18 protein-coding genes are annotated in these 20,538 nt (G+C 62.2%); 4 read left to right on the top strand and 14 right to left on the bottom strand.

Features of this window, described 5'->3' with window-relative positions:
* Positions 1-23: 23 nt before the first annotated feature.
* The 4 genes from IVB23_RS07595 to IVB23_RS07580 all read right to left on the bottom strand — a co-directional run bounded on the left by IVB23_RS07595 (position 24) and on the right by IVB23_RS07580 (position 3,566).
* A complete protein-coding gene (locus IVB23_RS07595) occupies positions 24-473 on the bottom strand; it encodes a cytochrome c (RefSeq protein ID WP_247803118.1) in 450 nt (149 codons plus the stop codon).
* A gap of 138 nt (positions 474-611) precedes the next feature.
* Positions 612-1,874: a serine hydrolase domain-containing protein gene (locus tag IVB23_RS07590; protein WP_247804791.1), complete on the bottom strand. Its 1,263-nt coding sequence runs from the start codon at positions 1,872-1,874 to the stop codon at positions 612-614.
* A 427-nt stretch (positions 1,875-2,301) separates the two neighbouring features.
* Positions 2,302-2,745: an SRPBCC family protein gene (locus IVB23_RS07585; RefSeq protein ID WP_247803117.1), complete on the bottom strand. Its 444-nt coding sequence runs from the start codon at positions 2,743-2,745 to the stop codon at positions 2,302-2,304.
* 119 nt (positions 2,746-2,864) lie between these two features.
* A complete protein-coding gene (locus IVB23_RS07580; protein WP_247803116.1) occupies positions 2,865-3,566 on the bottom strand; it encodes a hypothetical protein in 702 nt (233 codons plus the stop codon).
* Between the two features lie 133 nt (positions 3,567-3,699).
* Here IVB23_RS07580 and IVB23_RS07575 point away from each other — a divergent pair, with 133 nt between their 5' ends.
* Positions 3,700-4,674 (top strand): alpha/beta fold hydrolase, encoded by a 975-nt coding sequence (locus tag IVB23_RS07575; RefSeq protein WP_247803115.1) that lies wholly within the window; start codon positions 3,700-3,702, stop codon positions 4,672-4,674.
* A 387-nt stretch (positions 4,675-5,061) separates the two neighbouring features.
* Here the strand turns inward: IVB23_RS07575 and IVB23_RS07570 are convergent, their stop codons facing one another.
* From IVB23_RS07570 to IVB23_RS07545, 6 genes are read right to left on the bottom strand one after another with little or no spacing between them, the layout of a single operon-like run.
* Positions 5,062-6,123 (bottom strand): ABC transporter substrate-binding protein, encoded by a 1,062-nt coding sequence (locus IVB23_RS07570; protein ID WP_247803114.1) that lies wholly within the window; start codon positions 6,121-6,123, stop codon positions 5,062-5,064.
* 5 nt (positions 6,124-6,128) lie between these two features.
* Positions 6,129-6,452 carry a hypothetical protein gene (locus tag IVB23_RS07565; RefSeq protein WP_245312246.1) on the bottom strand — a complete coding sequence of 108 codons (324 nt, stop codon included), beginning with the start codon at positions 6,450-6,452 and terminating at the stop codon, positions 6,129-6,131.
* Between the two features lie 3 nt (positions 6,453-6,455).
* The gene (locus tag IVB23_RS07560; protein WP_061883380.1) at positions 6,456-7,214 is read right to left on the bottom strand and encodes an ABC transporter ATP-binding protein; all 759 of its coding nucleotides are present in this window, start codon (positions 7,212-7,214) and stop codon (positions 6,456-6,458) included.
* The gene (locus IVB23_RS07555) at positions 7,211-8,020 is read right to left on the bottom strand and encodes an ABC transporter permease (protein ID WP_247803113.1); all 810 of its coding nucleotides are present in this window, start codon (positions 8,018-8,020) and stop codon (positions 7,211-7,213) included. The genes IVB23_RS07560 and IVB23_RS07555 overlap by 4 nt, the downstream gene beginning before the upstream one ends.
* On the bottom strand, positions 8,017-8,790 hold the full coding sequence (locus IVB23_RS07550) for an ABC transporter permease (protein ID WP_061883381.1): 774 nt from the start codon (positions 8,788-8,790) through the stop codon (positions 8,017-8,019). The genes IVB23_RS07555 and IVB23_RS07550 overlap by 4 nt, the downstream gene beginning before the upstream one ends.
* A complete protein-coding gene (locus tag IVB23_RS07545; protein ID WP_197965182.1) occupies positions 8,790-9,572 on the bottom strand; it encodes an FCD domain-containing protein in 783 nt (260 codons plus the stop codon). Before IVB23_RS07545 ends, IVB23_RS07550 begins: the two co-directional genes overlap by 1 nt.
* 156 nt (positions 9,573-9,728) lie before the next feature.
* On the opposite strand from IVB23_RS07545, the gene IVB23_RS07540 reads away from it, so the two are divergent.
* Positions 9,729-10,856, top strand: coding sequence for an iron-containing alcohol dehydrogenase (locus IVB23_RS07540; protein ID WP_247803112.1), 1,128 nt, complete (start codon positions 9,729-9,731; stop codon positions 10,854-10,856).
* 412 nt (positions 10,857-11,268) lie between these two features.
* Here IVB23_RS07540 and IVB23_RS07535 read toward each other — a convergent pair whose 3' ends face one another.
* The 4 genes from IVB23_RS07535 to IVB23_RS07520 form a co-directional block, all read right to left on the bottom strand.
* Positions 11,269-12,492 (bottom strand): hypothetical protein, encoded by a 1,224-nt coding sequence (locus tag IVB23_RS07535; RefSeq protein WP_247803111.1) that lies wholly within the window; start codon positions 12,490-12,492, stop codon positions 11,269-11,271.
* A gap of 547 nt (positions 12,493-13,039) precedes the next feature.
* The gene (frc, locus tag IVB23_RS07530) at positions 13,040-14,317 is read right to left on the bottom strand and encodes a formyl-CoA transferase (protein ID WP_061883376.1); all 1,278 of its coding nucleotides are present in this window, start codon (positions 14,315-14,317) and stop codon (positions 13,040-13,042) included.
* Positions 14,318-14,471: 154 nt separating this feature from the next.
* Positions 14,472-16,205: an oxalyl-CoA decarboxylase gene (oxc, locus tag IVB23_RS07525; protein WP_247803110.1), complete on the bottom strand. Its 1,734-nt coding sequence runs from the start codon at positions 16,203-16,205 to the stop codon at positions 14,472-14,474.
* 73 nt (positions 16,206-16,278) lie between these two features.
* Positions 16,279-16,974 carry a GntR family transcriptional regulator gene (locus tag IVB23_RS07520; RefSeq protein ID WP_162131044.1) on the bottom strand — a complete coding sequence of 232 codons (696 nt, stop codon included), beginning with the start codon at positions 16,972-16,974 and terminating at the stop codon, positions 16,279-16,281.
* A gap of 351 nt (positions 16,975-17,325) precedes the next feature.
* Between IVB23_RS07520 and IVB23_RS07515 the strand changes: the two genes are divergently transcribed.
* Positions 17,326-19,455: an acetate--CoA ligase family protein gene (locus IVB23_RS07515; protein WP_247803109.1), complete on the top strand. Its 2,130-nt coding sequence runs from the start codon at positions 17,326-17,328 to the stop codon at positions 19,453-19,455.
* Positions 19,456-19,627: 172 nt separating this feature from the next.
* Complete coding sequence (locus tag IVB23_RS07510; protein ID WP_061883375.1) at positions 19,628-20,470, top strand: IclR family transcriptional regulator C-terminal domain-containing protein; 843 nt, start codon at positions 19,628-19,630, stop codon at positions 20,468-20,470.
* The last annotated feature ends 68 nt before the right edge of the window (positions 20,471-20,538 follow it).

Here is a 20,538-nt window from a genome sequence, read left to right as displayed (position 1 = left end):
CCTGCGGCGACGCTGTTCGGTCGCTATTTCTGCTGAATTCGGTTCAGGTAATCGATCACGGCGAGAATGCGAGTCCGCACGACGACCTCCGGGCTTTGCTGCGGCCCGGCCTTTTGCCAATAAGTGGGATCGACAGCATGAGGCAGGCTGACGATGGGGTTGAACCGTTCGCCCCAGACCGGCATTTCGCGCGTGCCATGAGCCGGGACCGATTTCGACCCATACAAGGTCTCGTAAACGGCGTTGGTGGGAAACACCCCGTTGTTGTTCTTGGCCAGCACGGTCAGGTCGGAAGGCGGCGTCTTGAGTTGGCCGCTGACCGGTCCTTTGCCCTTTGCATCTGCGCCATGACAACTCGCGCATGACGACAGAAACTCCGCCTTGCCGATATCGACTTCTTCGGCCTTGGCGGCAGCGGCGAAACCAGCGGCAAGACCGGCAATGATCAACCATTCGATAGCAGATCTCATCATCTCGCCTCCGAGGCCGGGAAGACTCCTGCTCCTAGCCGTTTTGCCCTGTAGACAGTTTGACGCACATCAAGACCGTACAGCCAGAACTGAAGCGCGCACATGGCCTTGCGCAGTCGCTCGCTCGCCGACGTGACGTCGTCAGTTCTCCATGGCCTCATAAATCAGCTGCTTGACGGTCCTTTGGATGCGTTGGCGCTCCGAGGGAGTCTGCTCGAGCAAGACGAAGAACATGTCCTGCTTGGGGTCGATCACGAAATAGCAGCCGCTGGCGCCGTCCCATTTCAGTTCGCCCAGATTGCCCGGCGGCGGTGGTTTGGCGTTGCCCGGATCGGTGCGTACGGCGAGGCCGAGCCCGAAGCCGAAGCCGTCGCCCGGAAAGTAGAAGAAGTCCCGCTCGACGCCCGACCCGGGCCCGACCTGGTCCGTCGTCAGCAGCTTGAACGCCTTGGGGCTGAGAATGGTCTTGCCCTCGTAGGTGCCGCCATTGAGCAGCATCTGAGCGAAGCGGGCGTAGTCCGCCATCGTCGAGACCATGCCGCCGCTGGCGTACATCATCTTCTTCGGCTTGGTCGGATCGTTTTCGCGTCCCACCCGGAAATCGCTGTCGTTCGGCATCGGCTTGGCGAGCAGCTTCTGCTTTTCGGGGTCGCCGACGAAGAATCCGGTGTCCTTCATGCCGAGCGGATCGAGCAGCTTTTCCTTCTCGACCTCGATCAGGGACTTCCCGGACGCGATTTCCATGATCCGCGCCAGGATGTCGGTGGAATGGCCATACTGCCAGAGCGCGCCAGGTTGATTGTGCAGCGGCAGTTTTGCGATCCGCTCGGCGAACTCGGCGAGGTCGAAATCGCCGGCATAGATATCGGCAGCCTTGTAGGCCTTGCGGACCAGGCTGTCGCCGTAGAAGCCGTAGGTGACGCCGGAGGTCTGGCGCATCAGGTCGAGCACTGTCGGCGGTCGGTTCGGCGGCACCAGTTCCAGCGTCTTGGTGCCGTCGCTGGCTGCCTTCTCGACGCCGACCTTCACATTTGCAAACGACGGAATGTATTTCGCGATCGGGTCGTCGAGGGAGAACTTGCCCTCATCGATCATCTGCACGGCAACCACGCTGGTGATGGCCTTGGTCATCGAGAACAGGCGGAAGATGGTATGGTCGGTGATCGGAGCCTTCGACTCCACGTCCTGCACGCCGAAGGATTGGTGATAGACCGGCTTGCCGTGCTGCTGGATGAGCAGGATCGCTCCGGGAATTTTCCCCGTCGCGACTTCGTTGCGGAAGAACGCGTCGAGTTTTGCCAGCTTGTCCTTGTTGAAATGTGCTCCCGCGGGAATTTCAAAAGTCCCTTCGGCCCGGGCCGAAGCTGCTGCGGCCGCAACGAGCAGCGCGCCACAGGCAATCATCCGCAACGCCTGGAATGGTTTCATCAACCCCCTCCCGATTCCTCCCGAGTGTAGCCTTCCGCTCGACCGGCACAAGGGGCATCGGACTGCAGGGAGCGCCTGCAACGCAGGCGGGAGGGCGCCTGACGCGCCGCCGTCGGATACCGCTTGGCGCCCAGGGCGATCGCATATGGCTTTGTTGAAAGACCTGAGCGCGCCTCGTCCTTCGAGACAACCGCTTCGCGGTCCCTCAGGATGAGGCTAAGCGGCACCGGTGCCCGTTGAAACTGGCGCAACGCACTCGCTCCTCATCCTGAGGGCCCGCCAACGGCGGGCGTCTCGAAGGATGGCCACGGGCGAAATCACTCCATATGCGATTGCCCTGGCGCGAAGCCGGTGGCGGTCTGCTCCGCATCAGGCCGAGCAGCACCGCTGCATCGGAGCCAGCCTATTGATTGATCTCGGGCTCGACGAGCCTGGCCAGATTCCGCAGCGATTCCTGCCAGCCGAGATAGCAGGCCTCCGGCGGGATGACATCCGGGATGCCCGACTGCGTGATGTCGATTTCGGTTCCGACCGAGACCTTCTTCAGGATCACGGTCACCTCGATCAGGCCGGGCAGATTGGGATCGTCGAACTTGTCGGTATAGCGGATGCGCTCGCCGGGCACGAGCTCGACATATTCGCCGCCAAAGGAATGGCTGTTGCCCGTGGTGAAATTCCGGAACGACATCTTGAACGTGCCCCCGACCTTGGGCTCGAAATGATGCACGATGCAGGTGAACCCGTTCGGCGGAAGCCATTTCGCCATCGCATCGGCCTCCAGGAAGGCGCGATAGACTTTCTCCGGGCTGGTGGCGAGAACGCGGTGCAGGCGGACAGTATTGGGCATGTTTCGTTCATCCTCTTGCGTTGATGGGCCGACGTTGGCGTCTATGGCCCATTCATGTCACGAGGACGACGGGCAAGCCGCCGATCCGACAGGCGCCTTGGATTTTTTTCGAGCGCCGTTCAGCCGGGTTGCTGGACGGCAGCGACATCCTGCGACGTCATCGTGAATGCCAGCCTGTAGCAGCCAATTGTGGGGTTTTCGTAAGCGCCGGCCGCGTGAAGCGATGACGGCGAGAGCCGTCCGGCGATCACGTCCTCAACGGCATCGGAATCGTAACCGGACAGCAGCACGATCCAGTCGGCGGCGCCGTCCTTGCCGCGGATCTGCTGCTCGGTGGTGGGCGCGCTCGTGCGAGGCGTGTCGGTGAGCAGGAGGTGGGCGCCTGTCAGTCCCGGCTGCCGTGCCAATGCGGCGAGCGTGTCCGAAAGGTGCGCCTGCAACTCCGCCTCCCGGCCGATGTCCGGCGACAGCCTGATGGTCGCAAGCGAGGCCGCCACGCCACCGCCAAAGCTCGCGATGATCCGGCATTGGCTGCGGACCATGCCGAGATGATGCGGCATCATCTTCCTCGACCACGGCGTCGGCGCGTTGAGCCGGTCGAGATATCCCTTCGACGTGAGCACCTCGTATTGCGCGAGCTCGTAGAGCACGAAGAAGCCCTCGGCATCCGTCGTGCTGCACCAGCGCGATCCCCGCCGGAAGCCGGGAATGCTCATCCGCTCCGGAAAGTGCTCATGCGAATGCCAGTCGCCGAACTCGGCGCGCTGCTCCGGGCGAACGCTCCACCACATCGCGACCGCGGCCTTGCCGAGCAGTGACATGCTGACCTCCCTTTTTGCGGACAGTTTGCCTCAACGCCGACAGCGGCGGCAAGGTGTGCCCGCCCGACAAGCCGAAGCCACAATTCCGCTCCCGTTCCGCGTTCAACTCCTGCGGGAGATCGGGGGACTTCCGTTGCGCAGCACGCTCTGGGCTTTGGCCATCACGCTCTGCTGTCTTGGTTCGCCGGCCGAGGCTGCGGGCATTCAGCTGCTCGACGCCGATCCGGCGCTGTCAGGCGCGATCTGGTATCCTTGCGCGGCGGAGCCGACGCATGTCGCGCTGGGCCGTTTATCGGTCGGCGCGGATTTCGGCCTGAAAGGCGTGAAGGACTGCCCTGTCACGGGCGCAAAGCTGCCGCTCGTCATCTACTCGCACGGCCGAGGCGGATTTTTCGGACAGCAGCACGACACGGCGGAGGCGCTGGCCGATGCCGGCTTCATCGTCGCCGCCATCAATCATCCTGGCGATACGGCCAGCGACCCCTCGAGGCGCGACACTTTGTCGGTCTGGGGATCGCGACCGGCGGATATCGTGCGCCTGCTCGATTTTCTGTTGAACGACTGGAAGGACAGGGCGGTGATCGATCCCGCCAGGGTCGGCTTCGTCGGTTTCTCGCTCGGAGGAGCGACCGGCCTCGTGCTGATGGGGACCAGGCCGGACTTCGCCAGGGTCGCCAGCCTCTGCAAGGAGACGACTGGCATGTGCGCACAGCTTCACAATGGCGAGACGCCGCCCGAGCCGATACACGATGCGCGCATTCGCGCCGCCGTCATCGTTGATCCCGCACCGGCCACCCTGACGCGGGAGAACCTTGCCGCCGTCAAAGTGCCTTTCCAGTTCTGGCGCTCGCAGTTCGGTGGGCCCGGAGTCGGCGACGGCTCCGGCAACGCACGCGTCGCTGAAGGCCTGCCGGGCAAGCCTGACATCCACGTCGTGCCGGCCGGCCACTATGCGTTCCTCGCTCCATGCTCGGCCGATCTCGCGGCAGCCGTCCCGCGCATCTGCACCGATGTGCCCGCAGGGTTCGACCGGGCAGGATTTCATCGCGAGTTCAATGCGGCGGTGGTGAAGTATTTTCGTGAGCAATTGACGGCGGGAGATCGCTGAGGCTCGAATTGCGGTGCCTGTGCTGGACTGCACCCCTGAAGTGAGACACGATATTACAGTGACAGGCATTTCGAGGATGACCTGTGGCAGGACGAGGAAGGAAGCGTCAGTTTCCGTCGGCTCACAAATTGAAGGTGATCAAGCTGTGGGCGAGGCGAAGAATTTATCCAATATTTGGAAGGAGTGTGCGCAGCCGCCCCGCAAGAAGTACAAATGTTGTGCCGCACCTTTACGGCGCTTGAGATTGGGGTCCGATAGTCGAGACATACGGACGCGTCGTGATTTGCGCACAGAGCGGTTATTAAATTGTGCACTCTAAAAAACGCATATTTTGTGTGTGAGTCTGTTGCCGCGCACCGGCTTGAGGGCGCACGGCAACACTCAGCTTCAGGGCTTGAACACGAAGCCTGGCTTAATTGCCACGTCTGCCGGAATGGGCTGCAGATCGGAAAACAAGTCCGGATAGGTGTTCATCACGTTGAGGATGAATTTAGGCTCGATGTGCTTGTTCACATCGAACACCGACTTGATCACGCCAAGCCGTTGCAGCGTATCCTGCGCCTTCCACAACGCGCGATAGTTGTGGGCAGAAATGCGGCGGTCCACCTGCTGGATGTTGTACTGCATCGCGGTCTCCGCCACGTCAAGCTTCAACCCTGGAATCCAGCGCGTACCGATCCCGGCGGCCTGCTTGGGATTCTTGCGCATCCACTGGTCGGCCTCCGACACGGCTGCGAGGAATTTTTCGACCGTCGCCCCGTTCTTCTCCACCCAGGGCCGCAGCGCGACATTGAAGCCGAGATAGGAGATGACATCGCCGCCGCGGATGACCTCGACGGCGCCCGGCACGTCCTTCATGGCAATTACCGGTGCCGGGTCCCAGCACACGAATGCGTCCACGCCCTTGGCAAGCAACGCCACGCTCATCTCCGGAGGCGGCGTATTGATCAGAGTTACGTCGGTTGGCGTGAGGCCTGCCTTCTCGAGCAAGCCGAGAATGTAGAGATGGTTGATCGTGCCGAATGAAGTCGCTATTTTTTTGCCCTTGAGACTTTTCAAATCGCCTTTACCGATCCCAGAGTCCCCGTTGGCAATGAGGGCGAGCGTGGCATCGGATCCAAGCTTTGTGGCGTTGCCGCTGAAGTTACCGAAGAAAACCAGGTCCATGTTGCGTAGAATGGCACCGATGGATGGCACGCCAGCTTGCACCATGTCGGTTTCACCTGCCTGCAAGGCATTGAGCGCATCGACGCCGGTTGCGTACGGGCGGGCGATTGTCACGTCGAGCCCGTACTTTTCGAAGAAGCCGCGCTCCAGCGCAATAGGCAGCGCCAGCATGTCCACCGCGGCCACCATGCCGACCTTGAGTTTTATGGGATCCTTGGCCTGCGCCATTGCCAGTGACGGCAGCAGCAACAAGGCGCAGAGCAGCATCGCAAGTCGTCGCATCTGGGTCATCCCCCTGGTTGAAGCGGCTCGACGCGCGTAACCCAGTAAGGCCGGGCGACGGTCGTCAAGTCCGCTCGTTTCACTCCTCGGACTTCAACGGATTTTTCTTGTGTTCCGGATACCCGGCCGTACGTCTGCATCAGCTGAACGTGGAAACGTTCAGGTTCGAACGGCAGCACGACGAGGATATTCACCTTGTCCGAGCTGCCGGCGAAGTTCGCGATCTTTTGCGGTGCGGCGATGGTCAGCCAAAGCTGCCAGGCCAGATAGCCAGCCGCCACCGCCATCAGGATGTACGCCTTTCGCGATCGAAGGGCATCTTTCAACATGGCTCAAGCCGACCGCACGAGTTGAAGTACGCGTCCCGACAATTCCTTGAACCGCGCATCATCGTTGAGCGCGTCCCATGATCGCGGCCGTGGCAAGTCCACGGCAATGTCATCGAGCACACGCCCCTTCGACAGCGCGACCACCCGGTTGGCGAGAAACACGGCTTCCGCGACGTCATGCGTGATGAAGATGACCGTCGGCCGCTTCTCCTGCCAGATGCGCGTCAGTTCTTCCTGGAGCGTCATTCGGGTCTGGGCGTCGACGCTCGCGAACGGCTCATCCATCAGCAGCACGTCCGGCTCGTTCGCCAGCGCACGCACCACGCCGACACGCTGCTGCATGCCGCCCGACAATTCGGCGGGATAGCGCCCGGCTGCCTCGGTCAGTTTGGCGAGCGCCAGATATTCGTGCGCGATCTTCTCGCGTTCGACCTTGCGGACGCCGCGCATCTTCGGACCGAAGGCGACATTCTCGAGCACGGTTCGCCACGGAAACAGGGCAAAAGACTGGAACACCACGCCGCGGTCGGGGCCCGGCCCCTTGACCGGACGCCCGCCGACCAAGATGTCACCGCCCGTGTGCGGGATGAAGCCCGCGATCATGTTGAGGATCGTCGTCTTGCCGCAGCCCGAAGGACCGACGATGCAGACGAACTCTCCCTGCTCGACCTTCAATGACACGTCATGCACTGCGGTGACGTTGGTTCCGGCATAGGGGTCGAAATACGTCTTCGACAGATTGCGGATGGTCAAATCCTTCATCGCGTCACCAGCCCCCACCGCTGTCCCGTAGCCCGCTCAATCGGTGCCAGTATCCAGCTATCGACGATGTACCAGAGAATTCCCAGGATGATCATGCCGAGCAGGATCTCGACGACGGACCCGGAGCGGCGCGCGTCGAACATGAGAAATCCGATACCGCTGGTGCCGACGATGATCTCGGTTGCGATCAGAGCGCGCCAACCATAGCCGAGCCCGTTGCGCAGGCCGGTCACGATGTTGGGCAGCGCTCCCGGCAACACCACTTCCCACAACATGCGGATGCGTGAGGCACCCAGACTCTGGGCCGCGCGGTGCAGAGTGATGGGAATCGAGCGTACGCCCAGCACCGTGTTCAGGACAACCGGGAAGATGACTGTGTAGACGATGACGACCGTGATGGTCGTGAGCCCATAGCCGAACCAGATCACCAGGATCGGCAGCCAGGCGATATCGCCGATGGCCTGAAAGAACAGAAGCAGCGGCCACAGCGCCGTCCGCGCGCGCTGATTGAGGCCAACCAGGATTCCGAGAGGAATACCGAGGGCGACGCCCCAAAAAGCTCCGACGGCCAAGCGCACGATGCTGTCCTGCAGGTACGCCGGAAGGATGCCCATATAAACCAGCGACCCGAATGAGCGCACGACCTCCGCCGGTCCAGGCAGGAACACACGCGGGAATATTTGCAGCTCTGTGACGATCCACCACGCCGCGACCACCGGAATGAAAGGAGCGATGGACCCGATCGACGGCCAGCGCGCCGTCAGGCGAACGCAGTGACTCCACATCTTGAGTAGAAACTGCTTCATGCGCGCTGCACCATGCCCCAGCGTTCGATGGTGGCGCGCTCGATTGGTGCCAGGACCAGCCGGTCGAGCAGTAGCCAAAGCACGCCGATCACGATCATGCCGAGCACGATCACTTCAGTCCGATAGAAGTCGCGGGCTACGAACAACATGTAACCAAGGCCAACATTGGTGGCGATCATCTCGGCTGCGATCAGCCCACGCCAGGCAAAGCCCAACCCGGTGCGTATGCCAGTGACGATGTTGGGAAGCGCCCCCGGCAGCAGCACTTCGGTCAACATCGCCCATCGTCCCGCACCGAGCGATGCGGCCGCATTACGCACCTGCAAGGGAATGGTCGATACACCGAGAAGCGTGTTGTACGTCACGATGAAAAACACGGCATTGAAGATCACAAAGGTGATGGCGCCGAAGCCATAGCCGAACCATAGCGTCGCGATCGGGATCCATGCGATGCCGGCCAGCACCGAGAAAAACCTGAACAGGGGCGTCAGGAAGCTCGAGATGATCGGGCTCACGCCCATCGCGATGCCCAAGGGGATCGCGATCAACAGGGCGAGCACTGTGCCAACGGCGACGCGCAACAGGCTTGCACCGATGTGTTGAATAAGGGTGCCATCTTTTATTCCCTCAATTCCAGCCTGGATCACAGAGGAGAGGTGAGGAAATAGCCGGGGATTGACGTCAAAATACGGGATGAAAACGGCCCATAGAATGAGGAGCACTACAAAGGGAGCGCAGAACCAGAGTGCCGAAGAGAGCCTCCACAGCATCACGCTTGCCTCAGGATACGGCTGCCGTTTGGCCTGGCATTCCGCCGAACGGCGCCTACACTTTTCTTGGACAATTGGGAGTGGGTCAAACCAAGAACTCGCTCCATGGCTTTGCGGGCTTTGTTTGCATCGCCATCGTCGATGGCACGAGCAACGGCGGCGTGGTTGGGAATGTTGTCCTCGAACCAGCCAGCGACGCTATCAACGGCGACGACGAACACAGCGCTCAGGATCGTATCGATCGCGCCGCGAAAGCCCTGCAGCACCGGGTTGTGCGTCGCGTCCAGAATGGCGAGATGAAAAGCCTTGTCCGCGGCCGTTGCGGCTGCCTGATTGTCCGATGCTTCCATCGCCATCAGCGCGGCATTGATCCGCTGCCGGTCCTGCCTGGTGGCGCGGGTCGCGGCGAGCGCAGCAGCGGCCGGCTCAATGATCGAGCGCACTTCCTGAATAGCAAGCAGCAGCTCACGGTCGAGTTGATCCTCACCGACGAGCCAGTTCAAGACATCACGATCGAGAAGACTCCAGTCGCGCCGCGGCAACACGTGAGTGCCGTGGCGCGGCCGTACGCTGACGAGCCCTTTCCCTGAAAGCATTTTGATTGCTTCACGGACGACGCCGCGGCCGACACCGAAACGGGCTTCGAGTTCGTTCTCGGGCGGCAATACCGCACCAGCCGGGATGATCTCTTGGGCGATCTCGCGGCCGAGCGTCGTTAGAACCGCGTGGATGCGGCCTGGCTTCAAACGCTTCTCGGCAGATTTGATGCCCTTGGCACTCAACGACTGTTCACTCCCGGACCGCGGCTCTATGGCCTGCTGGCACATTGAAGCCATACACCGATTTTGTTGCCGTCGCAATCATCCGATGTTAAATGTCCGATGAATAAGACGTTTCGGCAGCGCAGCAAATGCGTCTTCGATTGGGAGGAGGCAACCGTGTCGACCATTGGCTATCTGACGACGACGATATTCGATTTCGGTGCTATCAAGAGCTTACCGACCGAGTTGGAAGTTCTCGGAATTCGTCGGCCGTTGGTTGTCACGGACGCCGGCGTACAGGCCGCCGGCATAGCAGCGCAGGTGCTGACCCACCTCGATCCGAGAACCGTTTCGGTGTTCGCCGGCACTCCGCCGAATCCGACGGAGGAAGCAGTACTTGAAGGCGTTGTCGCCTACCGCGACGGCGGCTGCGACGGCATCATTGCACTCGGTGGCGGTTCGCCCATCGACCTTGCCAAAGGCGTGGCTTTGGCCGCAACCCACGAAGGGCCATTGGAGCATTACGCGGCAATCCGTGGGGGTCTCGGCAAGATCACCGCGAAGGTCGCGCCTGTGATCGCTATCCCGACTACTGCGGGGACTGGCAGCGAGGTCGGCCGCGGTGCTTTGATCAATCTGACCAATGGCTCAAAGCTGGCGCTGATCAGTCCACACTTGATACCAAAAAGGGCGATCTGCGATCCTGAACTCACGTTCGGACTGCCGCCTTTGTTGACGGCGGCAACTGGCATCGACGCGCTGACGCATTGCATCGAAACGTTTCTGTCGCCGTCGGTCAACCCGCCGGCGGAAGCGATCGCGCTCGACGGTGCGCAGCGTGCATGGCACTTCATCCAGCGCGCCGTCACAAATGGCGCCGACCGCGAGCCGCGTTGGGAGATGATGATGGCGGCGCTCGAAGGTGGGCTCACGTTTCAGAAGGGGCTCGGCACGGTGCACTCGCTTTCGCATGCCGCCGGCGCGTTACGCTCGCCGACACTGCATCATGGTATGCTGAACGGCGTGTTCTTGCCGCACATTCTGCGTTTCAACGCGCAAAGCGTCGGAAACAAATACGAGAAGCTGAGCGATATATTCCGCATTTCGCGCGAAGCCGATCTCGCCACTGCGGTGTCCGATCTCGTCCAATCGTTAAAGCTACCGGTAACGCTCAGCCAGATGGGTTTTGAGGCTCGGCATATTCCGCAAACAGTTATCCGAGCGTTGGCCGACCACTCGAATGCCACGGCTCCGCGAAAAGCGTCTGCGGAAGATTTCGAGAGTTTACTGCGTGCAGCTCTCTGAGAGTCCTTCTAGCTAAGTTCCGAATGTCGTTTTTGTGAAGGGTTTCGGATGCCGGCCGCTGGTGTGACGGCGCGGCATATTCGGGCGGCCGGCGTCCGAAAGCCTCCAGGGGAGGAAACCGCGCATGACGGGCGGGATGGTGCGGCAAGCTCTATGGGGATTTGAGCACTGCGGGCGAACGATTACAGTGACAGTGCACCTAATCTGCCGCTGGCGAAGTAAAATTGAGTGCACTGTCACTGTAATGAGAGCGCACTCACCGTAATCAGGGACGCCCCGTTGCGCTATCCTGTCAGCCGTGCTGCCGGCCGTCGTGCCCTACGGCGCGCGCGGTTTAGTCCTGTGGCCCTTTGCGGACATATCGAAATCAAGACAGACCGAAACCGTCGAGACGAGAAGCACTGCGGCCCAACTACGGAAGCCCTTTTGTCATCGTAAAGGGATTGAACCCACGTTCCGCGAGGGCGGCCCACGAAGCTGCGCCAAGATGTGACAATCGGAAATAGTTTCGCGGCTTGGTCGGGTCGGTGTCCAACACGAACCCCGTCGGTAACGCGCGGACAGTCGTGGCATAGAACCCACCATCGGGCGACCTCTGGGATTCGATGACAGCGATCAACGATTCTGCCCTCTCAGCCTTGCCGAGCAATTTCATCAAGAGAGCCATTTGGCCCGTACCTTCGGTCCACACACCGTCCCGGTCTTCACCGTAAGAAAAGCCTCCGCCGACGCTCATTCGCTGTTCGGCGGTCGTCATTGCCGGTGCAAATTTCCCGGCCGCTCCATGAAGCGCTGTTAAAGGCCAGATCTGGGCATCCAGAGCCAAAATCGGATTATGCGTGACACCGTCTTCAGCGGTCCCTGCGGCGAAACAGGCGCACCCCGGATCCCACATCGTATTTACAAAGTACTCGGCAACCGTTGCCTTATCGCGCCAGCGCAACTCGCCTGTACGGATCGCAAGAAGGCCAAACGCGGCGGCGAGGTCTGTATTATGTTCAGTCGATTTCCACGTCCGCACTTCCGGCGTCGGTTCGTGCCCAAACGTACCACCCGTGAAACCGCCAGTACCGCGCGTATCGGCCCATTGCGCGACCCAGGCGCCGAGCCGTGCTGCACCATCGCGGAACCGAGCGTCGGTGTTCACGTCATCGATGGACAGCAACGCCAACATGGCCCATGCCACGTTACCAACATCGCTACCCACCTGATATCGATCCTCTAACCATTTGTTTTGAGTATTGTCCCACCACCCTGGAAGTTTGACGGGGCCGTTCACCACCGCCCCCGCCGCGTAAGCGTTCCTGAGGCGGCCGTCATGCCAGGTGCGGTCGTTATCGATGGCCCACAGAATTGCCGAGCCAATTCGATACCCTTTGTCTCGCTCGCCGCAACCGACCAATGCGATGACGGCTACCGCATTGTCATAGAGGTAGGCGGCGGCATGGAGAGGCCCCGATTCGACGGTCGGATAGCTGGGCAGGAACAGTGGTCCAGATGGTGATGCCTTATCGATTAGGCCAGCGAGGTATCCGCACGCTGACCCTTCCGGTGTTGCTTGAGCCCGGAGTGGAGTGGCGACCACGATGATTGTGAAGGTCGCTACGATCCGGACGAAGGTTGCTATTCGGCTCACTTGCTGTTCTCCGGGTGGACGATGGGTCTATGCCCAGCGGGTGATTTCTTGAAGTGGCCGATCTGTGAAGTTGCGCCTCGTGTGCCGGAGGCCCACTGATGGCTTTGTCGAAGAGATCTGAAAGTGATTGCCGGTCCATTGTAACGCCCACACCCAATCGTCACTCGGCTACTTTAGCGGATTTCGTCCGGCTCATCGCTGACGTCCTTGCGCCTCGCGCTGACGTCCGATAACCGCCCTTGGACTCCAGACCTCTGCAGCCCCGTTCCGAGAATGGAGTGTGGTCGGGGAGCCGCTCCGATGTGCAACAGCCAGCGCCCGGATGTGCACTCCCGGCACGACATCCACGATGCCATACTACCCCTGTTTTGCCCGACGGGTCAGAATTTTTTCGTCGAATCAGAAATATCGTTGCGGCCCAATGGGATGGCTACTGTGCATGGGGTTGTTTTTCCAGTTTTGGTTTGAGGCCCGCGACGTCGCGCCTTCCCAAGCAAAAAGGGCCGCCCCTTCGGGCGGCCCTTTCGTCTGGTTCGCGGCGGTCCGCTCACTCAGCGGCCTGCTTCTGCGGCGGGTCGAGCGCGCCGGACTTGTGGATCTCGGCGACCTGATGGTCGCTGAAGCCCAGCACCTGGCGCAGGATCTCGTCGGTGTGCTCGCCCAGCAGCGGCGAGCGCTGCACGTCGCTCGGGCTATCCGACAGCTTGATCGGGTTGCCGACCGAGACGTACTTGCCGCGGGTGGGGTGGTCGACCTCGACCACGGTGCCGGTCGCGCGCAGCGACTGGTCTTCCGCGATCTCCTTCATCGACAGGATCGGGCCGCAGGGGATGTCGTCCTTGTTGAGGATCTCCATCGCCTCGAACTTGGTCTTGGACATCGTCCACTGCTCGATGCGGCCGAAGATCTCGTTGAGGCGCGGCAGGCGGGCCGCCGGCTTGGCGTAGTTCGGATCGGTCTTCCAGGTGGGCTCGCCGATCACGTCGCAGATCTTCTCCCAGACCGGGGCCTGGGTGATGAAGTAGATGTAGGCGTTGGGATCGGTCTCCCAGCCCTTGCACTTCAGGATGCGGCCGGGCTGACCGCCGCCGGAATCGTTGCCGGCGCGCGGCACGGCGTCGCCGAACGGCACGCCTTCGCCGAACTGGCTGTACTCTTTGAGCGGCCCGTGGGCGAGGCGCTGCTGGTCGCGCAGCTTGACGCGGCAGAGGTTGAGCACGCCGTCCTGCATCGCCGCGGTGACGCGCTGGCCCTTGCCGGTGTGGGTGCGCTGGAAGAGCGCGGTGACGATGCCGAGTGCCAGGTGCAGGCCGGTGCCGCTGTCGCCGATCTGCGCGCCGGTGACGAGCGGCACGCCGTCGCGGAAGCCGGTGGTGGAGGCGGCGCCGCCGGTGCACTGGGCGACGTTCTCATAGACCTTGCAGTCTTCGTACGGTCCGGGGCCAAAACCCTTGATCGAGGCGACGATCATCTTCGGGTTGATCGCCTGGATCTTCTCCCAGGGGAAGCCCATGCGGTCGAGCACGCCGGGGCCGAAATTCTCGACCAGCACGTCGCACTTCTTGATCAGCTCGGTGAGGACCTCCTTGCCCTTGGGGTTCTTGGTGTCGAGCGTGATCGAGCGCTTGTTGTGGTTGAGCATGGTGAAATACAGGCTGTCCACGTTGGGGATGTCCTGCAGCTGGCCGCGGGTGATGTCACCCACGCCCGGGCGTTCCACCTTGATCACATCGGCGCCGAACCAGGCCAGCAGCTGCGTGCAGGTCGGTCCGGACTGAACGTGGGTGAAGTCGAGAATGCGAACGCCCTCGAGCGCTTTGGTCATCATGTTGCTCCTGTTACCACTCTGTTTCCGTCATGCCCGCGAAGGCGGGCATCCAGTATTCGCTGTCGTTTCGTTTTGCCGCAGTGCTCGCCATCCAGGACGGTCCGGCGATTACTGGATTCCCCGCCTGCGCGGGGAATGACCCGGCGGGGACTTACTTCTTCTTCTGCAGAACGCTCTGCGGATTGAGGTTGCCGATGCGGCCGCTCTCCGAGCCCGCGGCCGGATCGATCACCGCGTTGATGAGCGTCGGCTTGCCGGATTTCATCGCCTCGTTCACGGCGCGCTTGAGCTCGTCGGGCGAGGTCGCGTTGACGCCGACGCCGCCGAAGGCTTCCATCATCTTGTCGTAGCGCGCGCCCTTGACGAACACTGTCGTCGCCGGGTCGGCGTTGGCGTTGTTGACGTCGGTGCCGCGATAGATGCCGTCATTGTTGAAGATGACGACGCAGATCGGCAGGTTGTAGCGGCAGATGGTCTCGATCTCCATGCCGGAGAAGCCGAAGGCCGAGTCGCCTTCCACTGCGAGCACGGGGTGGCCGGTCTCGAGCGCGGCTGCGATCGCCTGGCCCATGCCGATGCCCATCACGCCCCAGGTGCCGACGTCCAGGCGCTTGCGCGGGCGGTACATGTCGATCACGCCGCGGGCGAGGTCGAGCGTGTTGGCGCCTTCGTTGACGAGGATCGCCTCGGGGTATTCCTTGATCACGTTCTTCAGCACGCCGAGCGCGCCGTGATAGTCCATCGGCGATTTGTTGTTCATCAGCTTCGGCGCCATCTTGGCGACGTTCTCTTCACGCTTGGCCGAGACGGCTTTGGTCCATTCGGCGGGCGGTGCGGTCCAGCCCGACGCAAGCGCCTGGTTGAACGCGGAGACGACCGAGCCGATGTCGCCGACGACGGGCGCGACGATCTCGACATTGGAGTCCATCTCCTTCGGCTCGATGTCGACCTGGATGAATTTCTTGGGCGCTTCGCCCCAGCTCTTGCCCTTGCCGTGCGAGAGCAGCCAGTTCAGCCGCGCGCCGATCAGCATGACGACGTCGGAGTCCTTCAGCACGGTCGAGCGGGCCGCGCCGGCGCATTGCGGATGAGTGTCGGGGAGGAGGCCCTTGGCCATGCTCATCGGCAGGAACGGCACGCCGCTGTTCTCGACGAAATTCTTGATCTCTTCATCCGCCTGCGCGTAGGCCGCACCCTTGCCGAGGATGATGAGCGGACGCTTGGCGCTCTTGAGCACGTCGAGCGCGCGCTTCACCGAAGCCGGCGAGGGGATCTGCGCGGGCGCAGCGTCAATCACCTTGACCAGCGACTTCCGGCCGGCCTCGGCGTTCATCACCTGGCCGAACAGCTTGGCCGGCAGGTCGAGATAGACGCCGCCCGGACGGCCCGAGACCGCGGCGCGGATGGCGCGCGCGAAACCGATGCCGATGTCCTGGGCGTGCAGCACGCGATAGGCCGCCTTGCACAGCGGCTTCGCGATCGCGAGCTGGTCCATCTCCTCGTAGTCGCCCTGCTGGAGGTCGACGATTTCGCGCTCGGAGGAGCCCGAGACCAGAATCATCGGGTAGCAGTTGGTGGTGGCATGGGCCAGCGCGGTGAGACCGTTGAGGAAGCCGGGCGCGGAGACCGTGAGGCAGACGCCGGGCTTCCTGGTGAGATAGCCGGCAATGCCTGCGGCGTAGCCGGCGTTCTGCTCGTGGCGGAAGGAGATCACGCGAATACCGGCGGCCTGCGCCATGCGGCCCAAATCCGTGATCGGGATGCCCGGCACATTATAGATGGTGTTGATGCCGTTCAGCTTGAGCGCGTCGATGACGAGATGAAAACCATCCGTCAGTTCCTGCTCGGTGCCCGGTGCTTCGGACTTGGTCGCGGTATTCAGCATGGGCCTTGTCTCCCTGGTCTCAGTACTGGGGCGAGTGCTTCGCCCTTCTGGTGAAGGTTCGCTAGATAAAGTGCTACGTGAACAGTTCCTGGCCGTGCGCTTCCACGTAAGCGGCGAGGCCGAGGGTGTGATCGCGGGCGCGCTTCTCGGCGAGTTCGGTGTCGCGCGCTTCCAGCGCCTCGATGATGCCGAGATGTTCGGGCAGCGAGGTTGCGGTGCGGTCCTTGCGTCCGATGGTCAGCTGGCGATAGCCGCGCACGTGCAGCAGGAGGTCGTTGGTGAGATCGACCAGCACGGGCGATTCCGACAGCGAGATCAGCGCCTGATGGAAGGCGATGTTGGCGCGGGAATATTCCTCGACGTGATCCTCGGGCAGGCGGTCCTTGCTGAAGTCCTTGAAGAAGTCGCGCAGCGCCGTGATGTCCTTCTTGCGTGCGGTGGTGGTGATGAGGCGCGCGGCCATGCTCTCCAGCGCCGCCCAGGCGCGGATCATGTCGACGATCTCGCTCTTGGTCCTTCGCACCACCATGATGCCGCGGCGCGGCACCGTCTTCACAAAACCGTCCTGCTCGAGCATGGCGATCGCTTCGCGGATCGGCGTGCGGCTGACGCCAAGTCTCTCCGACAATGCGCGCTCGTCCAGCATCACCGGCTCGGGCGTCGAGTAGATGTCCATCTTGAGGATGGCTTCCTTCAAGGCGTCATACGCCTTGTTCTTGAAGCTGCTCTCCGGGGCAATACGAACGATTGCGATGTCTGCCTCGGCCATGTTCGGCAACGCCTTGGTTGGTTTCCGTAGTGACACGACGAATCTCCTCCAGTGGGAGTCGTCTTTTACAGGAATATTGACGGGAAAGTTTTTGGCATACCACATGCCAGAATGTCAAGGCGGCGATTTTTTGCGGCGTTCTAAGACAAGCTCCAGCTTGACAAGTTGGCTTCTGGCATACCAAATGCCATCGCCAGCCATTTTTGATCCAAGCCGGCGGAGTAGTCTTTAGGTGTATGCCACTCCGTTCCGCCGCATGGAACAGAGCGCGGCGAATGGCAAGCATCACGGGCAGCCGCAAACCACGCGCGCGCTTTGCAAAGAACGAACTCAGGTCAAGGGAGAAGCCAGATGTCCAATTCCAAAGATGCCGTCCGCAAGGTGCTCGACCAGGTCAAGGCGGACAACCGCACCAGCCTGACGGCGCCGGAGGGTAAGCTGGTCTGCGACGCCTACGGCATTCCGGTACCGAAGGAGGGCGTGGCAAAATCGGCCGGCGAGGCCGGCAAGATGGCTTCGTCCATGGGCTTCCCGGTCGTGATGAAGATCGTCTCGCCGGACATTCTCCACAAGACCGAAGCCGGCGGCGTCATCGTCGGTCTCAAGACCACCGAAGAGGCTGAGAAGGCCTACGAGACCATTCTTTCCAACGCCAAGAAATATAAGTCCGATGCCAAGATCGAGGGTGTCCAGGTGCAGCAGATGCTGGCCGGCGGCACCGAGGTCATCGTCGGCTCGATCACCGACGGCTCGTTCGGCAAGCTCGTTGCCTTCGGCCTCGGCGGCGTGCTGGTCGAGGTGTTGAAGGACATCACCTTCCGCCTCGCGCCAGCCACCAAGGAAGACGCGCTCTCGATGCTCGACGGCATCCAGGCGCATGAGATCTTGAAGGGCGTGCGCGGCGGCGAGCCGGTGAACCGCAACGCCCTCGCCGAAATCATCGTCAAGGTGTCGCAGCTCGTCACCGATTTCCCCGAAATCGTCGAACTCGACCTCAACCCGGTGTTCGCGACGCCGAAGGGCGCGACCGCCGCGGATGTGCGCATCGTCGTCGACTTCGCCTTCAAGCCGAAACCCAAGCCGCGTCCGACCGAAGAGATCGTCGCGGCGATGAACCGCATCATGCAGCCGAAGGCGGTCGCCGTGGTTGGCGCCTCCGCCGAGGACGGCAAGATCGGCAATTCCGTGATGAAGAACCTCATCAACGGCGGCTACAAGGGGGAAATCTATCCGATCCATCCCAAGGCCGCCGAGATCCTCGGCTACAAGGCCTACAAGAGCGTCAAGGACGTGCCGGGCGTGATCGACGTCGCGGTGTTCGCGATCCCCGCCAAGTTCGTGGCTGCGGCGCTCACCGAGTGCGGCGAGAAGAAAATCCCGGGCGCGGTGCTGATCCCGTCGGGCTTCGCTGAAGCCGGCGCGCCGGAGCTGCAGGCCGAGATCGTCGAGGTCGGCAAGAAGTACGACATCCGCCTGATGGGGCCGAACATCTACGGCTTCTATTATACGCCCGCCAATCTCTGCGCGACCTTCTGTACAGCTTACGACGTCAAGGGCCACGCAGCGCTGTCGTCGCAGTCGGGCGGCATCGGCATGGCCATCATCGGCTTCTCGCGCTCAGCGAAGATGGGCGTCTCGGCGATCGTCGGTCTCGGCAACAAGTCCGACATCGACGAGGACGATCTGCTCGCCTTCTTCGAGCAGGATCCGAACACGAACCTGATCGCGCAACACTGCGAAGACCTCAAGGACGGCCGCGCCTTTGCCGAAGCGGCGAAACGCGTCTCCAAGAAGAAGCCGGTGGTCGTTCTCAAGGCCGGCCGCACCTCGGCCGGTGCCAAGGCTGCGTCCTCGCACACCGGCGCGCTCGCCGGCAACGACCGCATCTATGAGGACGTGTTCAAGCAGTCTGGCGTGATCCGCGCCCGCTCACTTCGTCAACTGCTCGAATTCGCCCGAGGCGTGCCGGTCCTGCCGACGCCGAAGGGTGAGAACGTGCTGATCATCACCGGGGCCGGCGGCTCGGGCGTGCTGCTCTCGGACTCCTGCGTCGACAACGGCCTGTCGCTGATGTCGATGCCTCCGGATCTCGATGCGGCCTTCCGCAAGTTCATCCCGCCGTTCGGTGCTGCCGGAAATCCTGTGGATATCACCGGCGGCGAGCCGCCGATCACCTACGTCAACACCGTGAAGCTCGGCTTGTCGGATGAGCGTATCCATGCGCTCATCCTCGGCTACTGGCATACCATCGTCACCCCGCCGATGGTGTTCGCCCGCAACATGGTCGAGGTGAAGAAGGAGATGGAGGCCAAGGGTTTTGTGAAGCCGATGGTCGCGTCTCTGGCCGGCGACGTCGAGGTCGAGGAAGCCGCCGAATATCTCTACCAGAACGGCATCCCGGCCTACGCCTACTCGACGGAGCTGCCGGTCGAGGTGCTCGGCGCGAAGTACAAGTGGGCGCGCGGGGCAGGGCTGCTCTGAGCTTGCGTTCGCCTCTCCCCGCTTGCGGGGAGAGGCCGGAATTTGCGCAGCAAATTCCGGGTGAGGGGGAGCTTCCGCGAGTCCAACTGCCACCGTGCTTGCGGAAGCTCCCCCTCACCCTTCCCCTCTCCCCGCGAGCGGGGAGAGGGGAAGAGAACGAATGCAGGTCGCGATGAGCAAGAACGTGATCCGGCGCAAATCGCTCGAGCCCAAATCGGCGGCGGAGGCCGAGACCGAGGGCCGCGACGGCGGCGTGCAATCCGTTGACCGCGCGCTGTCGATCATCGAGACGCTGGCCGAGGACGACGAAGGCTATCGCCTCAGCGATCTCGCGATCCGCACCGGCCTGTCGGCGTCCACCGTGCACCGGCTGCTCGCAACCCTCGAAAGCCGCCGCTTCGTGCAGTTCGACCGCGGCGAATCCAAATGGCATGTCGGCGTGCGCAGCTTCACGGTCGGCGCCAGCTTCGCGCGGCGGCGGAATTTCTCCGCGCAGGCGATCCCATACCTCCGCAAGCTGCGCGATCTCACCCGCGAGACGGCCAATCTCGCCGTGGTCGACGATGAGTTCATCATCGTGCTGACCCGCATGGAGAGCCGCGAGATCATGCGTTCGCTGACCAAGGTGGGCGGCCGCGTTCCCATGGTGACCTCCGGCGTCGGCAAGGCCGTGCTGGCGACCTATTCGGACGAGGACGTCGGCGCCGTCATCCGCCATCACGGCATGCCCCGCCTGACCGAGAAGTCGATCGTTCGGCCGAGCGACCTGTTCAAGGAGCTCGAAAAGATCCGCAAGCAGGGCTACGCCCTCGACGATGAAGAGGCCTGCATGGGCCTGCGCTGCGTTGCGGCCGTCGTCTACAACGACTGCGCCGAGCCGCTCGCGGCGATTTCAGTCTCCGGCATGACCGGCCGGCTGACCGATCAGCGGTTGCCGGAGATCGGGCAAATCGTCCGGGATGTCGCTGCCGAACTGACGGCCGCGCTCGGCGGGGTGATCCCGACGCCCCGCTGACCAAAACCCCTGGGGGATGTCACTGGACAGTATCGGCCGTTTTGGCTGATATGCGACCAAACGACACA

Source organism: Bradyrhizobium sp. 191, from assembly GCF_023100985.1.
Lineage (GTDB): Bacteria > Pseudomonadota > Alphaproteobacteria > Rhizobiales > Xanthobacteraceae > Bradyrhizobium > Bradyrhizobium diversitatis.
Note: the sequence above shows the minus strand (reverse complement) of the source record. Positions and strands in the feature narration are given on the sequence as shown.

Coding starts and splice junctions, on each gene's coding strand:
- IVB23_RS07595 (WP_247803118.1), bottom strand. CDS start 473: ATGATGAGATCTGCTATCGAATGGTTGATCATTGCCGGTCTTGCCGCT.
- IVB23_RS07590 (WP_247804791.1), bottom strand. CDS start 1,874: ATGATTGCCTGTGGCGCGCTGCTCGTTGCGGCCGCAGCAGCTTCGGCC.
- IVB23_RS07585 (WP_247803117.1), bottom strand. CDS start 2,745: ATGCCCAATACTGTCCGCCTGCACCGCGTTCTCGCCACCAGCCCGGAG.
- IVB23_RS07580 (WP_247803116.1), bottom strand. CDS start 3,566: ATGTCACTGCTCGGCAAGGCCGCGGTCGCGATGTGGTGGAGCGTTCGC.
- IVB23_RS07570 (WP_247803114.1), bottom strand. CDS start 6,123: ATGCGACGACTTGCGATGCTGCTCTGCGCCTTGTTGCTGCTGCCGTCA.
- IVB23_RS07565 (WP_245312246.1), bottom strand. CDS start 6,452: ATGTTGAAAGATGCCCTTCGATCGCGAAAGGCGTACATCCTGATGGCG.
- IVB23_RS07560 (WP_061883380.1), bottom strand. CDS start 7,214: ATGAAGGATTTGACCATCCGCAATCTGTCGAAGACGTATTTCGACCCC.
- IVB23_RS07555 (WP_247803113.1), bottom strand. CDS start 8,020: ATGAAGCAGTTTCTACTCAAGATGTGGAGTCACTGCGTTCGCCTGACG.
- IVB23_RS07550 (WP_061883381.1), bottom strand. CDS start 8,790: ATGCTGTGGAGGCTCTCTTCGGCACTCTGGTTCTGCGCTCCCTTTGTA.
- frc (WP_061883376.1), bottom strand. CDS start 14,317: ATGACCAAAGCGCTCGAGGGCGTTCGCATTCTCGACTTCACCCACGTT.
- oxc (WP_247803110.1), bottom strand. CDS start 16,205: ATGCTGAATACCGCGACCAAGTCCGAAGCACCGGGCACCGAGCAGGAA.
- IVB23_RS07520 (WP_162131044.1), bottom strand. CDS start 16,974: ATGGCCGAGGCAGACATCGCAATCGTTCGTATTGCCCCGGAGAGCAGC.
- IVB23_RS07515 (WP_247803109.1), top strand. CDS start 17,326: ATGTCCAATTCCAAAGATGCCGTCCGCAAGGTGCTCGACCAGGTCAAG.
- IVB23_RS07510 (WP_061883375.1), top strand. CDS start 19,628: ATGAGCAAGAACGTGATCCGGCGCAAATCGCTCGAGCCCAAATCGGCG.